A 14,802-nucleotide genomic window follows, 5' to 3' on the forward strand; every position below is an offset into this window, starting at 1 on the left:
GTCAAAGGAGACACAATCACCATGACACGCACCATCGTTGTGACCGGGGCCGCAAGCGGGATCGGGCGTGCAACCGCCGAGCTGCTGAAGAAACGCGGCGACACCGTCATTGGGGTAGACCTCGCCGGCACCGACATCTCGGCCGACCTGACGACGCACGAAGGCCGCGACCACATGGTCGCCCGCGTGCGCGAGATGACCGGCGGAACCCTCGACGGCGTGGTGGCGAACGCCGGCCTTGCCCGCGAACTGCCCGCCACGGTCGGCGTCAACTACTTCGGCGCGCTCGCCACCCTCGAGGGGCTGCGCCCCCTCCTCGCGCAGTCGGCGACGCCGCGCGCGGTCGCGACGGCGTCCATGGCATCACTGTTTCCCGTTGACGACGAGCTCGTCGACGCCATGCTCGCGCCCGACGAACCGGCCGCCCTGCACCGCGCGACGGAACTGATCGAGGCGGGCACCGCATCCACCATTTATGGCTCGACGAAGCGGGCGCTCGCGAAGTGGATTCGTCGGAACGCCGCGACCGCCGACTGGGCGGGAGCGGGCATCGCGCTCAACGCGGTCGCGCCCGGCGTCATGCGCACGCCGATGACCGAGAAGATGATGGCGACGCCCGAGGCCGAGGCGCAGCTGCTCGAGCAGGTACCCATGCCCCTCAACGGCGTCGGCACCCCCGAGACGGTCGCGCACCTGATCGGCTACCTCACGAGCGTCGAGAACACGCACCTGTGCGGACAGGTCGTCTTCATCGACGGCGGCAGCGACGTCGTGATTCGCGGAGACTCGACCTGGTAGCTCAGGCGATGTAGATCTTGCGGAGGGTCTCGTGGACCTCCCACTCGGTCTCTTCGCCGTCCTCGAGGCGGCCGACACTGCCGGCGACGAGCAGCGTCTCGCTGCCGTCGTCGCGGCGCAGGATCGCGCGGCCGGTCAGGACGATGAAGACCTCGTCGACCTCGACGTCGGTGACGGTGCCCGGCGTGATCTCCCACACCCCGATCTCCCAGTCGTCAACCTCGGTGAGGGCGGCGACTGCGGTGGTGGGCGAGCCGTCGACGACCTGGTCGGGGTCGACGGGCTCGTGCTCGAGTGGCAGCTCGAGGGCCCGCAGCACCGTGGGTGCGTCGAGAGGAAGGGCGCTCACGAGTCGAAGCCTAGGCCGACAGCGTCGAGGGTGCGAAGGAAAAGATTGCGGCGGCCGTGATTGTGGTCGGCGCGGTCGAGCGCCCAGCGCACCGACTGGACGGCCGGGTACGTCGCGGGCTCGGGCGGGAACGGCATCGGGATGTCGCGGATCGCCCGCAGGCTCGTGCGCTCGGTCTCGAGGCCCGCAAGCTGATCGAGCATGACGTCGGCCGCGAAGCGAGTCGCGGCAACGCCGAGGCCGGTGAAGCCCGCCGAGTAGGCAACGCGGCCGCCGTGCGCGGTCGCGTGGAAGGCGAAGAAGCGGCTCGAAGTGTCGATGACGCCCGCCCAGCGGTGGGTAAAGCGCACGCCCTCCAGCTGCGGGAAGGTGGTGAAGAAGTGGCTGGCGAGCTTCTCGTAACTGGCCGGCCGCTCGTCGTACTCGGCCGTGATGCGCCCGCCGTAGTGGTAGATCGCGTCGTAGCCGCCCCACAGAATGCGGTTATCGGCGCTCAGTCGGTAGTAGTGGAACTGGTTCGCGGTGTCGGCGACCCCCTGACGACCGTGCCAGCCGATCGAGGCGAGTTGCGCATCCGTCAGCGGCTCGGTCATGAGCACGTAGTCGTAGACCGGCACCGTGTGCAGCCGGTAGCGCTTGAGCAGCGACGGGAAGGCGTTGGTGGCGAGCGCCACGCGGTTCGCGCGCACCACTCCCCCGTCACGCAGGCGCAGTTCGACGGCGTCGGACTCGGCGTGCAGGCCGAGCACCGGCGACGACTCGAACACCTCGACCCCGGCCTCGAGGCAGGCGTCGAGCAGGGCGCGCGCGAGCTTGCCGGGGTGGGTCAGCGCGGTGTCACGCGTCGACAGCAGGCCGCCCTCGTAGGTGGGCGAGTTGATCTGCTGGCGCATGTCGTGCGCGTCGAAGAAGTGCTCGGTCTCACCGTCGTGGGCGTCGACCAGCTCGGCCAGCTGGTACAGCTCGGTGGCGACGGCGAACGAGCCCACCCGCTCGAAGTCGCACTGCCAGCCCCGCTGCTCGACCGTCGCCTGGATCGCGTCGAGGTTCTCCATGCCGAGGCGGGTGAGTGCCTCGAGCTCGTCGGGGTAGCGGCTTTCACCGTTCTTCTCGCCGTGGGTGAGGCTCGCCTCGACGAAGCCGCCGTTGCGGCCCGATGCCGCCCAGCCGATGCGCTTACCTTCGACGAGCACGACGCGCCGCTGCGGATCGCGCTCCTTGGCGCGAAGCGCCGTCCAGAGGCCCGTATAGCCGCCGCCGACGACGACCAGATCGGTGTGGATGCGCCGGTTCGCGAGGCGCGGGAGCGGCTCACGCGCTGGCAGCTCGTCGAGCCAGAAGACCGACAGCCGCGAATCCGCGAGGGATGCGGCGACGAGCGCGGGGTCGGCGGGGCGGCGGTCGAATACCGTGGAGGCCATGGCATCCAGGATGCCAGACATTATCCACCTGGACAATAGCGGAGCGGCGCGATGGAGCATCCTCTCGGAATCGACACGAGCATCCTCGATCGGGCGCGTCGCACCGCGACGAGCGACGCCGATTGGGCGGTGTTTCGCGAGCGCGCCGAGCGCGAGATTCCCCGACTCGCCGCGCTCTTCGAGCGGGTGTACGGCGACGACGACGCGGTGCGTCAGCACCTTGAGGCGCTGCTCGTCGAACTCGCCGAGAGCTGGCAGCGCCGGCCCGCCGACCTGAAGGCGCTCGACGCGCACCGCGAGGCAGAGCCCCACTGGTTTCAGTCGAATCGGATGCTCGGCGGGGTTGCGTACGTCGACCGCTACGCGGGCGACCTCGAGGGCGTTCGCGCGCGCATCCCCTACTTCCGCGAACTGGGCCTGACGTACCTGCACCTCATGCCACTGTTTCTCGCCCCTGAGCCGAACAGCGACGGCGGCTACGCGGTCTCGAGCTACCGCGAGGTGAACCCGGCACTCGGCGACATGGCGCAGCTGACGCAGCTGGCGGCTGACCTCCGGGCGAACGGCATCGCGCTCGTCGTCGACTTCATCTTCAATCACACCTCGAACGAGCACGAGTGGGCGCAGCGCGCGCTCGCGGGCGAAGAAGAGTTCGAGGACTACTACTGGATCTTTCCCGACCGCACGATGCCCGAGCGTTATGAAGAGACCGTGCGCGAGATCTTCCCTGACGACCACCCGGGGTCGTTCGTGCCGATGCCCGACGGCTCGGGGCGCTGGGTATGGGCGACGTTCCACAGCTTTCAGTGGGACCTCAACTACGCGAACCCCGGCGTCTTTCGCGCGATGGCGGGTGAAATGCTGTTTCTGGCGAACCAGGGCATCGACGTGCTGCGCATGGACGCTGTCGCGTTCATTTGGAAGAAGCTCGGCACGACGTGCGAGTCGCTACCCGAGGCGCACCTGCTCTTGCAGGCCTTCAACGCCGTCTGCCGCATCGCCGCCCCCGCGCTGATCTTCAAGAGCGAAGCGATCGTGCACCCCGATCAGGTGGTCGAGTACATCTCGCCCGGCGAGTGCCAGATCTCGTACAACCCGCTGCAGATGGCGCTCATCTGGAACTCGCTCGCGACGCGCGATGCACGCCTGCTGCAGCAGGCCCTCGACCTTCGGCACAACCTGCCCGCCGGCACCGCGTGGGTCAACTACGTGCGCAGCCACGACGACATCGGCTGGACCTTCGCCGACGAAGACGCGGCCGAACTCGGCATCAACGGCTTCGAGCACCGGCGCTTCCTGAACAACTTCTACGTCGGGCGCTTCCCCGGCAGCTTCGCCCGCGGGATCCCGTTTCAGGACAACCCGAAGACGGGTGACTGCCGCATCAGCGGGGCCACCGCCTCCCTCACCGGGCTCGAGGCGGGCGACCCCGGGGCCATCGACCGCATCGTGCTCGCCCACTCGATCGCCCTCTCGACCGGCGGCCTGCCCCTCATCTACCTCGGTGATGAGGTCGGCCAGACGAACGACTACTCGTACCGCGATGACCCCGGCAAGGCCGACGACAGTCGATGGTCGGGGCGGCCCCTCTACCCGGCCGAGAAGTACGCCCAGCGCCACGACCCGACGAGCAACGCGGGCCGGCTGTACACGATGCTGACCGCGCTCATCGAGCTGCGCCGCCGCACCCCCGAGCTCGCCGGCGGCACCCTGATTGGCTTCGACGCGAAGAACCCGCACGTGCTGGGGTATCAGCGACCGGGCGTGTTTGAGGGCGTGGCCACGCGCATCCTGTGCTTTGCCAACATGGCCGACGAGCCGGAGACGGTGGCGGCGCTGACCCTGTCGGGTCAGCCGCCGACCGCGACCGATCTGATTACCGGCGAGCGCCGATCGCTGCGCACAGACCTCACGATCCCGGAACACGGCATCGTCTGGATGCGCGTGGTCGACGACCCGGCATACGCCAGCGCGATCGACGGGGCCGCTCTCGGAGGAGCGCACTAGGCTGAGCGGCTGTGTGGCCACGAGCCGCACCATCTGACGACCGTCGCCGAAGGAGGCCACACTCGTGCCCGCAGACAATCTGACCCGCGTCGAGGCGAGCGAGCGCTCGTCGCTCGTCGAGACCTCGAGCTACCGCGTCGAGCTCGACCTGACCACGGGGCCGGAGGTGTTTCGCTCGACGTCGACGGTGACGTTCACCGCGACGCCCGGCGCCTCGACGTTCATCGACGCGATCACCCGCACCGTGCACTCGGTCACCCTGAACGGCGTGGAGCTCGACCCGGCCGAGGTGGCCGACGGCATTCGCATTCAGCTGCCGAGCCTCGCCGCCGAGAACGAGCTGACCGTGGTCGCCGACCACGAGTACACGAACACGGGTGAGGGCCTGCACCGCTTTGTCGACCCGGTCGACGGCGAGGTGTACCTCTACTCGCAGTTCGAGGTGCCCGACAGCCGCCGCGTGTTCGCCGTGTTCGAGCAGCCCGACCTGAAGGCCACGTTCACCTTCACGGTGCGCGCGCCGAAGCACTGGAAAGTCGTCTCGAACGGCGTCACCCCCGAGCCGGTCGTCGAGGGCGACAGCGCGGTGTTCGCCTTCCCTGAGACCCAGCGCATCTCGAGCTACATCACCGCCATCGTCGCCGGCCCGTACCAGAGCGTGCACTCCGAGCTCACCTCGAGCGACGGCCGCACGATCCCCCTCGGCATCTACGCTCGCGCCTCGCTGTTCGAGCATCTCGACGCCGACTACATCTTCGACATCACCCGCAAGGGCTTTGCGTACTTCGAAGAGAAGTTCGACGTGCCATACCCCTTCGAGAAGTACGACCAGCTGTTCGTGCCCGAATTCAACGCGGGTGCCATGGAGAACGCGGGCTGCGTGACCTTCACCGAGGTCTACGTCTTCCGCTCGAAGGTGACGGACGCGATCAAGGAGCGCCGCGTCGTCACGATCTTGCACGAGCTCGCCCACATGTGGTTCGGCGACCTCGTGACCATGAAGTGGTGGAACGACCTCTGGCTGAACGAGTCGTTCGCCGAGTGGGCCTCGACCATCGCCACCGCCGAGGCCACCGAGTGGACGGAAGCCTGGACCACCTTCCAGGCCATGGAGAAGAGCTGGGCGTACAAGCAAGACCAGCTGCCCTCGACCCACCCCATCGTCGCCGACATTCGCGACCTCGAAGACGTGCAGGTCAACTTCGACGGCATCACCTACGCCAAGGGTGGCAGCGTGCTCAAGCAGCTCGTCGCCTGGGTCGGCGAGGACGACTTCTTCGCCGGCGTCTCGAACTACTTCAAGAAGCACGCGTGGGGCAACACCGAGCTCGTCGACCTGCTGCGCGAGCTGGAGGCCACGAGCGGCCGCGAGCTCACCGACTGGAGCGCCAAGTGGCTCGAGACGGCGGGCGTCAACACGCTGCGCCCCGAACTTGAGGTCGACGAGAACGGCGTCATCACGGCGTTCTCGGTGCTGCAGAGGGCGCACCCCGACTACCCGACGATTCGCCCGCACCGCATGGCGATCGGCTTTTACGAGCTCGACGGTGGGTCGCTCGTGCGCACCCACCGCCACGAGCTCGACGTCGACGGCGAGCACACCGAGGTCGCCGAGCTGGTCGGAAAGACCCGCCCGGCGCTGATCCTCCTGAACGACGACGACCTCGCCTATGCGAAGATCCGCCTCGACGACTCCTCGCTCGAGACGGCGATCGCGCACCTGAAAGACATTGAGAACCCGCTCGCCCGCGCGATTGTGTGGGGTGCGGCGTGGGATGCGACGCGCGACGGCGAGACGGCCGCCCGCGACTACGTGCGCCTCGTGCTGAACAACATCGCGAGCGAGACCGAGTCGACCACGATCCGTACGACGCTGCTGCAGCTGGCGCAGGTGGCCCGCAGCTACGTCGAGCCGGCGACGCGGCACGACACCGTGGTGGAGGTCGCCGACGCGCTGTGGAGCCTCGCCGCCGAGGCCGAGCCGGGCAGCGACGCGCAGTTCCAGTTCGTGCAGTACTTCGCGAACATGGCGGCGACGCCGGCGAACGTCGCCACGCTCGCGGGCCTGCGTGACGGCACGATCACGCTGCCGGGGCTGACGATTGACACCGACCTTGAGTGGCTGCTGATCGAGGGCCTCGCGCTCAACGGCGCGATCGGCCACAGCGAGATCGACGCGGCGCTCTCGACGGACAACACCTCGAACGGTCAGCAGGCCGCGGCCCGCGCGCGGGCGGCGCTTCCCGGCGCCGACGCGAAGCGCGCCGTGTTCGACCAGCTCGTCGGCGACGACACGGTGCCGAACGCGATCGTGCGCATGACGACGATGGGCTGGCAGCACGCCAACGGCCCGACTGGCTTTGCCGAGCTCGTCGACGCATACTTCGACGCGATCGTGCCGATCTGGGAGTCGCGCACCTACAAGATCGCCGAGTACCTGATCCTCGGCCTGTACCCGGCCGCGCTCGCGAACGAGAACCTCATCGTGAAGACGCGCGCGTGGCTCGAGGCGAACGCCGAGCAGCCCGCGGCCCTGCGCCGCATGGTCAGCGAGAACCTGGCCGGCGTCGAGCGGGCCGTTCAGGCGCAGCGTCGCGACGCGCGCGCGTAACCCGCGCCGAGCATCCGCTCACGATCTCAGCCCCGCGCACTCCCCCATCGGGATGCGCGGGGCTGAGTCGCGTCTGCGCTGACCGCCGGCCGCCTGATCCGAACGCAGAGACCCCGTCGCTAGGCTTGCCGCAATGGACGGTTTCAGTTGGGCAGGGCTCTGGGAGAGCATCGTCACGTTCGTGCAGACGAACGAGGCCGTGTTCCGCATCGCCGGAGTCATCGTCGGCGCGGTCATCCTGCGCTGGGTGCTGCTGATCTCGATTCGCCGCGTGGTCGATCGCGTGGTCTCAGGGGTCAAGAAGGCGCAGGCGGTCGAGCACACGGTCGAGCTCAGCGCGTCGCCACTGCACGCCGTTCGTGTGGTGCAGCGCACACGCACGATGGGCAGCGTCTTGCGCAACATCGTCACCTGGTCGATCGTTGCCGTCGCGATCGTGCTGATCCTCAGCGAGCTGAACTTCTCGGTCACGGCGCTCATCGCGTCGGCCGGCGTGCTCGGCGCCGCCCTCGGCTTCGGCGCGCAGAGCCTCGTCAAAGACATGCTGAACGGCCTGTTCATGGTCTTCGAAGACCAGCTCGGCGTCGGCGACATCGTCTCGCTGCAGTCGACGCAGGGGCCGGTCGACGGCGTCGTCGAGTCGGTCGGCGTGCGCGTCACCCAGGTGCGCGACGTCGGCGGCACCCTGTGGTTCGTTCGCAACGGCGAAATCGTGACCGTCGGCAACAAGTCGCAGGGCTGGGCGCGCGTCATCATCGATCTTCCGGCCCCGTACACGAGCGACGTCGAGGCGGTCGAGCGCACCATGCTCGAGACCGCGCAGCGCCTCGCCGACGACCCCAAGTGGCGCCGCAAGGTGCTCGAAAAGCCCGAGATCTGGGGCATCGAGTCGATCTCGGCCGAGGCGCTCGTCATTCGCCTCGTCATGAAGGTGCGCGGCCCCGAACAGTTCGAGATCGCCCGCGAGCTGCGCCTGCGCCTGAAGCTCGCCCTCGACGAGCTCGGTGTGGCGTTGCCCGCGCTCAACCGCGTCGTCATGGATGGTCTCGACCGTGCCGGCAAGGCGACCGAGCAGAAGCCGAGCACCCGCGGCGGTGCGCCGAAGACGAAGCAGCTGCCCGTCGAATCCGAGAAGGACGCCTAGGTGGCCGACATCACGCTCGGCCCCACCGGCGGCCCCAGCGACAGCTTCTTCACGCAGATCGGCGGGCACGCGACCTTTGAACGCCTCGTGCGTCGCTTCTACGAGGGCATCGAGCACGACGAGGTGCTGCGCCCCATGTACCCCGACGACGACATGGACGGCGCGGTGTGGCGACTGACGGCCTTCCTCGAGCAGTACTGGGGTGGCCCGAGCACGTACAGCGAGCAGCGCGGCCACCCGCGCCTGCGCATGCGGCACATGCCCTTCAAGGTCAACCCGGATGCGCGCGACCGCTGGCTCACACACATGCGCGCGGCGCTCGACGAACTCGCGCTGCCGCCGATGCACGAGGAGGCCCTGTGGGACTACCTGCAACGCGCCGCCTACGCCATGGTCAACACCTTCGAGGAGTAACGCGATGACACGACCGACGCAGGCCGGCTGGTACCCCGACCCGAACGGCGAGGCCGCTGAGCGCTGGTGGGACGGGGAAGAGTGGTCGGAGAAGACCCGCCACCGCTACACGGCGCCGGCCTACGAACCCCAGCCCGCCCCGGCGGGAACCTCGCCGACGACCATCTGGATCTGGCTGCTGGCTCTCGCGCCGCTGATCAGCATCTGGTCGGCGCTCACGCTCGACGTGGAGGCCCTGCTGGCCCAGACACTCGCCGCCGTCGAGGTCGACCCAGACGGCACGGTCACCGGCCGGGCACCGGTCACGGCGCCCGCGGCAAACGCCCTCGGCCTCGTGGGCTGGATCGCCGGCATCGGCATCGCCCTGCTCGACTGGCGGGCCCTGCGCGCGCGCCAGATCGACCGCCCGTTTCACTGGGCCTGGGCGATTCTCTGGAGCCTCGTCTACGTGATCGGCCGCTCGATCGTGGCGCGCCGCCGCACCGGCACGGGTCTCGCCCCGATGTGGGCGACGATCGCCCTGCAGGCCCTGCTCGTCATTATCATCTTCTCGATCTCGGTGCAGATCGTGAACGCGACACTGTCGGCTGTTCCGCTCTAGCGGGGGCTGACCCGGCCGAGCGGCCGCTCGGCCCCGCGGCCGCTCGCTAGCTGATCAGCGTCGCGAGCTGCGCACGAAGATCGCGCGGGCGGCGGCCCAGCAGTCGCTCGAGGTCTGCGCTCACGGCAGCGAGCTCGCCGGCGCGGGTGTTGGCGTCGAGCCCCACAATGAAGCTGGCGGTGGCGTCGTCGAGGCCGGCAGAAGTCAGCTGCGCGCGCTGCTCCTCCGGGTCGAGCGCGTCGTACACGACCTCGCGGCCGAGTAGCTCGCTGAGCGCGCTCGCCAGCTCGAGGTGGTTCCACGCTTCGGGGCCCGTCAGCTCGTACGTCTGGCCCGCATGATCGTCGTCGAGCAGAGCAACGGCGGCCGCCTCGGCGTACTCGTCGCGGGTGGCACTCGCGATGCGCCCCTCGCCGGCGCCCGAGGCCACGACGCCCGTCTCGGCGGCGGTCGCGACGTCGGCGGCAAAGTTCTCGATGTACCAGTTGTTGCGGAGAACGGTCACCGCGAGGGAACTGGCAGCGAGCATCCGCTCGGTTTCGGCGTGCTCAGGAGCGAGCAGGTGCTGCGAGTCGAGCGCGTTAACGATCGACGTGTAGACGAGGCGCTGGGCGCCAACGCGCTCGGCTGCGGCAATGACCGCGGCGTGCTGGGCGACGCGCTGGCCGATCTCACTGCCCGAGACAAGTAACACGACGCGGCTGCCGGCGAGGGCGGCGTCGATCGATGCTGCGTCGGCGTAGTCGACGGCGCGGACGTCGACGCCGCGCTCGCGCAGCCCGTCGAGGGTCTCAACGGCGCGGCCCGCGGCAATCAGCTCGCTCGGCGCGACACCGCGGGCGAGCAGGTGATCGATGGCGGCGCGGCCGAGGTGGCCGGTGGCTCCGAGAACGGCAATTGACACGGGAACTCCTTCGCGTGGGGGCGGGACGTCGACAGCAACCCGCCGCCGACCCCGCGCATTCCTCAGTCGGAGGAACGGTGCCGCGCCAGCACCGAGCGGGCGTGGCGCAGCACGGGCTCATCGACCATCTGGCCCTCGAAGCGAAAGACGCCCCGCTCCCCCACCGAGGCGGCGAGCACACGCTTCGCCCACTCGCGTTGCTCGGGGCTCGGTGCGTAGGCGCGCCGGATCGCGTCGACCTGGCTCGGGTGGATGCACGCGGTCGCGACGAATCCGAGGGCTGCGGCATCCGCCGCCTCCTCCACAAGACCCGCCTCGTCGGCGATGTCGAGGTGCACGGCGTCGATCGTCGCCTTTCCGCGGGCGGCGGCGGCGAGGTGAACGCTGGCGCGCGCGTGCTGGACGACCGCGCGGTAATGGCCTCGCGCATCCCGGCTGGCGGTGCCGCCCATCGATGCGACGAGGTCTTCCGCTCCCCACATGAGGGCAACGACGCCGTCGACGGCGGCGAGCTCGCCCGCGGCGACAATGCCCGCGGCCGTCTCGCAGAGTGCGATGACGGAGTAGCCGCGAGTGACGAGCTCGGCGAGCGCCGAGGCGTCCTCCGCCTTCGCGACCATCACCGTGCGGTACTCGGTGCCGCCGAGCGCCTCGAGGTCGGCCTCGGCGTCGACCGTTCCCAGCGGATTGATGCGCACGATCGTCGTGGCGGGATCGAGGCGGGAGGCGGCGAGCGCCTCGCGCGCCGAATCCTTTGAATCGGGAGCGACCGCATCCTCACAATCGAGAATGACGGCGTCGGCGCGCTCGGCCGCCTTCGCGTAGCGCTCGGGCCGATCGGCCGGGCAGAACAGCAGCGCGGGCCCCATCGCGAAGGCGGTCACCGTGCGGCACCCTCCTGCCAGATGAGAACGGCGCGGCGGGCGACGCCGACGATGTCGCCGTGCTCGTTGCGGCCGGTGTGTTCGAGCGTGACGATGCCCTGGCCGGGCCGCGACTCTGACAGGCGCTTCTCGACGACGAGCGTCTCGCTGTAGAGCGTGTCGCCGTGGTGCAGCGGATGCGGGAAGCGCACGTCGGTGAGGCCAAGGTTCGCGACGATCGTGCCCTGCGTGAGCTGCTGCACCGAGGCGCCGACCATGACGGCGAGCGTCATCATCGAGTTCACGAGCCGCTCGCCGAAGGGCTGCGTGGCCGACCACGCCGCGTCGAGGTGCAGCGCCTGCGGGTTCATGGTGAGGGTCGAGAAGAGCACGTTGTCGGCCTCGGTCATGGTGCGGCCCGGCGCGTGCGCGTAGACAGTGCCCACCTCGAACTCGTCGAACCATAGGCCGCGCTGCTCGACGCGGCGGCCGCTCATGCGCTGAGCCCCAGGGTTCGTGCAATGACCATCAGCTGCACCTCCGTCGTGCCCTCGCCGACCTCGAGCACCTTCGAGTCACGGTAGTGCCGAGCGACGGGGTTCTCGTTCATGAAGCCGTAGCCGCCGAAGATGTGGCTCGCGTCGCGGGCGTTCGCCATGGCGGCCTCACTCGAGATGAGCTTCGCCATCGCCGCCTCGGCCTTGAACGGCTTGCCGGCCACGATGCGGTGCGCGGCGTCGTAGGTGGCGAGGCGGGCGGAGTGCACGCGCGACTGCATGCGGGCGATCATGAACGCCACGTGCTGGTTCTCGCCGATCGCACGGCCGAAGACCACGCGCTCTTTCGCGTAGCGCAGCGCCTCCTCGAGGCAGCCCTGGGCCGCTCCGGTCGCGAGGGCGGCGAAGGCGACGCGACCCTCGTCGAGGTACTCGAGGAAGTTTGCATACCCGCGCCCGCGCTCCCCCAGCAGGTTCGCCTCAGGCACGCGCACGTCGTCGAAGGTCAGCGGGTGGGTGTCGCTCGTGTGCCAGCCGACCTTGTCGTAGGCGGGGTGCACCGTGAAGCCGGGGGTGCCCGACGGCACGATGATCGCCGACAGCTCGGGGGTGCCGTTCTCTTTGCGGCCCGTGACGGCGGTGACGGTGACAAGGCTCGTGATCTCGCTGCCCGAGTTGGTGATGAACTGCTTCGACCCGTTGATGACCCACTCGCCATCGACCACCTCGGCGGTCGTCTGGGTTGCGCGGGCGTCCGAGCCCGCCCCCGCCTCGGTGAGACCGAAGCCCGCGAGCGCCCGCCCGCGGGCGAGGTCGGGCAGCCACTGCTGTTTCTGCTCTTCGGTGCCCTGGCGGAAGATCGGCATCGCCCCGAGGCCGACGCCCGCCTCGAGCGTCACGGCGATCGACTGGTCGACCCGGGCGAGCTGCTCGACCGCGAGGCACAGGTCGACGTAGGTCTTGCCCTGCCCGCCGTACTCGACCGGGAACGGCAGCCCGAACAGCCCCATGTCGCCCATCTGCCGGATGATGTCGTACGGCAGCTCGCGCTTCGTGTCGTACTCGTACGCGGCCGGCGCGACGACGGTGTCGGCGAACTCGCGCACCTCGTCGCTGAGGCGCTGCTGTTCGGGGGTCAGGTCGATCATGCGGGGTCTCCTTCGATGCCGCCGGCCGGCCCCGGTTCGGGCTCGGCCGGTGTGATGCGGGCGACGACCTGGTCGAGTGCGACCTGGTCGCCCACGGCGACCGTGAGGGTCACCGTTCCGGCGATGGAGGCGAGCATGGTGTGCTCCATCTTCATCGCCTCGATCGTCACGAGAGGCTGACCCTCGGCGACCGTGTCCTGGGAGGCTGCGCCGAGCGCGACGACGGCGCCGGGCATGGCGGCGCGGATCGTCGGGTCGGCGGTGCCGGGCGTGCGGGTGAGGCCAGCGCGGTGCTCCGCAACGCGCGCGGCACGGTTCGGGCGGGCGAGCCGGTGGGTCGCGCCGTCGAGGTGTAGCCACGTGGCGTCGTCGGCGCGCGCCACCAGCGCGGTGAGGCGGCGGCCGTTGTGGGTCAGCGTCACCTCGAGCGGCTCGGCCGCGGCGGACGCCGGCGCGCCGGGAACGCGCGCGGCGCTGTCGGCGGGGGCGAGCATCCGGATGCGCGGGGCGAGGCTCGCGACGAGCCCCGCGTCGATCGCGAGCTCCTCGCCGTCGATCGCGTAGCGCGGCGCCCGCGAGGCGCCGACGCGCCAGCCGCTCGGACGCGACCATGCGCTCGTCGCGGCCCTCTCGGCGCGCTCGTGTTCGACGAGCGCCGCGATCGTGCGGGCGAGGGCGGGAGTCGGCGGGGCGGCGAGATCGCTGCGCTCGATGAGGCCCGTGTCGAGGGCGCCGGACTGCACCTCGGGAAGGGCGGCGAGCCGGCGCAGGAACCCCGCGTTGGTCGGCACGCCCAGCACGACCGTGTCGGCGAGGGCGGCGTCGAGGCGGGCGAGCGCGGTCGCTCGGTCGGGGCCGTGGGCGATGACCTTGGCGAGCATCGGGTCGTAGTCGCTACCGACCACGAGCCCGTCGATCAGGGCGCTGTCGACGCGCACGCCCTGCCCCGCCGGCTCGCGCAGCAGCGTGACGGTGCCGGTCTGCGGGGTGAAGCCGCGCTCGGGGTCTTCGGCGTACAGTCGCGCCTCGACGGCGTGCCCGCTGAACGCGAGCGGCGGCACCTCGAGCGGCAGGCCCGCGGCGATGCGCAGTTGCTGTTCGACGAGGTCGACGCCCGTCACGAGCTCGGTGACGGGGTGCTCGACTTGCAGGCGCGTGTTCATCTCCATGAAGAAGAACTCGTCGGGGCGGGCGTCAGAGACGAGAAACTCGACGGTACCGGCGCCGCGGTAGTCGACGCTGCGGGCAACCTCGCAGGCCGCCTCGCCGATCGCCGCTCGGGTGGCCGCGTCGAGCAGCGGCGACGGAGCCTCCTCGATGATCTTCTGGTGGCGGCGCTGAAGCGAGCACTCGCGCTCGCCGAGGTGCACCACGGCGCCGTGAGCGTCGGCGAGCACCTGCACCTCGATGTGGCGGGGGCTTTCGACGAAACGCTCGAGCAGCAGGGTGTCGTCGCCGAACGACGAGCGGGCGACCCGGCGCGAGGCGACGAGCGCGTCGGCGAGCTCACCCTTGTCGCGCACGACGGTCATGCCCTTGCCGCCGCCGCCGCCCGAGGGCTTGATGATCAGGGGAAATCCCACGGTGTCGGCGGCGTCGATCAGCTGCTCATCGCTCCAGCCGGCGGCGCCCGCGCCGGGAGTGACGGGCACACCGCGGGCGGCGACGTGGTCGCGGGCCCGAATCTTGTCACCCATCGCCTCGATCGCGCTCGCGGGCGGCCCGATCAACACGACGCCCGCCTCCTCGAGGCGGCGCGCGAACGCCGTGTTCTCGCTCAAGAATCCGTATCCCGGATGCACGGCCTGCGCCCCCACGGATGTCGCCGCTGCGACCACTCGCTCGATATGGAGGTAGCTCTCGGTGGCGGGGGCGGGGCCGAGGCGCACCGCGAGATCCGCTTCGCGGACGTGACGCGCATCCGCATCGGCGTCGCTGTAGACCGCGACGGAGCGGATGCCGAGCGCGCGCAGGGTGCGGATCACGCGGCAGGCGATCTCGCCGCGGTTTGCGACGAGGACGGTGTCGAAGAGGGGCGTGGTCAT

General features: G+C 69.9%; 13 protein-coding genes. 6 read left to right on the forward strand and 7 right to left on the reverse strand.

All coding sequences use genetic code 11. The annotated features are described in order from the left end of the window. Positions 1-21 precede the first annotated feature (21 nt). Positions 22-798, forward strand: coding sequence for an SDR family oxidoreductase (locus tag EV141_RS02935; RefSeq protein ID WP_130484461.1), 777 nt, complete (start codon positions 22-24; stop codon positions 796-798). A 1-nt stretch (position 799) separates the two neighbouring features. Here EV141_RS02935 and EV141_RS02940 read toward each other — a convergent pair whose 3' ends face one another. Then, a complete protein-coding gene (locus EV141_RS02940; protein WP_130484462.1) occupies positions 800-1,147 on the reverse strand; it encodes a cupin domain-containing protein in 348 nt (115 codons plus the stop codon). Then, a complete protein-coding gene (locus tag EV141_RS02945) occupies positions 1,144-2,568 on the reverse strand; it encodes an NAD(P)/FAD-dependent oxidoreductase (protein WP_130484463.1) in 1,425 nt (474 codons plus the stop codon). The genes EV141_RS02940 and EV141_RS02945 overlap by 4 nt, the downstream gene beginning before the upstream one ends. Before the next feature lie 51 nt (positions 2,569-2,619). Between EV141_RS02945 and EV141_RS02950 the strand changes: the two genes are divergently transcribed. The 5 genes from EV141_RS02950 to EV141_RS02970 all read left to right on the forward strand — a co-directional run bounded on the left by EV141_RS02950 (position 2,620) and on the right by EV141_RS02970 (position 9,345). Further along, positions 2,620-4,575 (forward strand): alpha-amylase family protein, encoded by a 1,956-nt coding sequence (locus EV141_RS02950; RefSeq protein WP_130484464.1) that lies wholly within the window; start codon positions 2,620-2,622, stop codon positions 4,573-4,575. A 64-nt stretch (positions 4,576-4,639) separates the two neighbouring features. Then, positions 4,640-7,186: an aminopeptidase N gene (gene pepN / locus EV141_RS02955; protein ID WP_130484465.1), complete on the forward strand. Its 2,547-nt coding sequence runs from the start codon at positions 4,640-4,642 to the stop codon at positions 7,184-7,186. Positions 7,187-7,319: 133 nt separating this feature from the next. Next, positions 7,320-8,330: a mechanosensitive ion channel family protein gene (locus EV141_RS02960; protein WP_130484466.1), complete on the forward strand. Its 1,011-nt coding sequence runs from the start codon at positions 7,320-7,322 to the stop codon at positions 8,328-8,330. After that, the gene (locus EV141_RS02965; RefSeq protein WP_130484467.1) at positions 8,331-8,744 is read left to right on the forward strand and encodes a globin; all 414 of its coding nucleotides are present in this window, start codon (positions 8,331-8,333) and stop codon (positions 8,742-8,744) included. Between the two features lie 4 nt (positions 8,745-8,748). Next, positions 8,749-9,345 carry a DUF2510 domain-containing protein gene (locus tag EV141_RS02970; RefSeq protein WP_130484468.1) on the forward strand — a complete coding sequence of 199 codons (597 nt, stop codon included), beginning with the start codon at positions 8,749-8,751 and terminating at the stop codon, positions 9,343-9,345. Positions 9,346-9,391: 46 nt separating this feature from the next. On the opposite strand, the gene EV141_RS02975 is transcribed toward EV141_RS02970, so the two are convergent. The 5 genes from EV141_RS02975 to EV141_RS02995 all read right to left on the reverse strand — a co-directional run bounded on the left by EV141_RS02975 (position 9,392) and on the right by EV141_RS02995 (position 14,802). Further along, positions 9,392-10,249 (reverse strand): SDR family oxidoreductase, encoded by an 858-nt coding sequence (locus EV141_RS02975; protein WP_130484469.1) that lies wholly within the window; start codon positions 10,247-10,249, stop codon positions 9,392-9,394. A 62-nt stretch (positions 10,250-10,311) separates the two neighbouring features. Beyond that, entirely contained in the window at positions 10,312-11,118 is an 807-nt protein-coding gene (locus tag EV141_RS02980; protein ID WP_130484849.1) for an HpcH/HpaI aldolase/citrate lyase family protein, read from the reverse strand. Between the two features lie 11 nt (positions 11,119-11,129). Beyond that, the gene (locus EV141_RS02985) at positions 11,130-11,609 is read right to left on the reverse strand and encodes a MaoC family dehydratase (protein WP_130484470.1); all 480 of its coding nucleotides are present in this window, start codon (positions 11,607-11,609) and stop codon (positions 11,130-11,132) included. Beyond that, positions 11,606-12,757 (reverse strand): acyl-CoA dehydrogenase family protein, encoded by a 1,152-nt coding sequence (locus EV141_RS02990; RefSeq protein ID WP_130484471.1) that lies wholly within the window; start codon positions 12,755-12,757, stop codon positions 11,606-11,608. Before EV141_RS02990 ends, EV141_RS02985 begins: the two co-directional genes overlap by 4 nt. Continuing rightward, positions 12,754-14,802, reverse strand: coding sequence for an ATP-binding protein (locus tag EV141_RS02995; RefSeq protein ID WP_130484472.1), 2,049 nt, complete (start codon positions 14,800-14,802; stop codon positions 12,754-12,756). The genes EV141_RS02990 and EV141_RS02995 overlap by 4 nt, the downstream gene beginning before the upstream one ends.

Source organism: Microcella putealis (genome assembly GCF_004216575.1).
In the GTDB taxonomy this organism is placed as follows: domain Bacteria; phylum Actinomycetota; class Actinomycetes; order Actinomycetales; family Microbacteriaceae; genus Microcella; species Microcella putealis.

Bases quoted from the DNA above. Each gene is read 5' to 3' on its own strand.
- EV141_RS02935 (WP_130484461.1), top strand. From the start codon at position 22: ATGACACGCACCATCGTTGTGACCGGGGCCGCAAGCGGGATCGGGCGT.
- EV141_RS02945 (WP_130484463.1), bottom strand. From the start codon at position 2,568: ATGGCCTCCACGGTATTCGACCGCCGCCCCGCCGACCCCGCGCTCGTC.
- EV141_RS02950 (WP_130484464.1), top strand. From the start codon at position 2,620: ATGGAGCATCCTCTCGGAATCGACACGAGCATCCTCGATCGGGCGCGT.
- EV141_RS02960 (WP_130484466.1), top strand. From the start codon at position 7,320: ATGGACGGTTTCAGTTGGGCAGGGCTCTGGGAGAGCATCGTCACGTTC.
- EV141_RS02970 (WP_130484468.1), top strand. From the start codon at position 8,749: ATGACACGACCGACGCAGGCCGGCTGGTACCCCGACCCGAACGGCGAG.
- EV141_RS02980 (WP_130484849.1), bottom strand. From the start codon at position 11,118: ATGGGGCCCGCGCTGCTGTTCTGCCCGGCCGATCGGCCCGAGCGCTAC.
- EV141_RS02985 (WP_130484470.1), bottom strand. From the start codon at position 11,609: ATGAGCGGCCGCCGCGTCGAGCAGCGCGGCCTATGGTTCGACGAGTTC.
- EV141_RS02990 (WP_130484471.1), bottom strand. From the start codon at position 12,757: ATGATCGACCTGACCCCCGAACAGCAGCGCCTCAGCGACGAGGTGCGC.
- EV141_RS02995 (WP_130484472.1), bottom strand. From the start codon at position 14,802: ATGACCACGCCCCTCTTCGACACCGTCCTCGTCGCAAACCGCGGCGAG.